Consider the following 331-nt stretch of genomic DNA (forward strand, 5'->3'; position numbering starts at 1 on the left):
AATGTTCTTTCCAACCATTGTTTTGGGAACCATCAATGCGGTATTAAGCCCCGTGGTAGTAGGAACCCACCAAATACTCGAAGACCAGGTGCTTGACCTGAACAAGCTGCAACAGCAGAAAGACCAGTTGGAATACGAGGCAATGGTAAGGAACCCCGAAACTGCCTATATGGTATCAGACGAAGAGTTTGATAAAAAACTGGATGAACTGGGATGGTCGCCCTCCGACATTGGAACAATGGCGGGTATGTATATGGACAGGCAAGCCTACAAGATTGAGAAAGCCATAAAGGATTGGTTTCGCAATCTACTGGAAATACTCTTTCAGGCA

Annotated in this window: 1 pseudogene; it reads left to right on the forward strand. The window is 45.6% G+C overall.

Features of this window, described 5'->3' with window-relative positions:
* Positions 1-331, forward strand: a pseudogene (locus JHJ32_RS22735) (conjugative transposon protein TraJ); the annotation flags it as partial.

This window comes from Parapedobacter sp. ISTM3, from assembly GCF_016533505.1.
GTDB classification, from domain to species: Bacteria; Bacteroidota; Bacteroidia; order Sphingobacteriales; family Sphingobacteriaceae; genus Parapedobacter; species Parapedobacter luteus.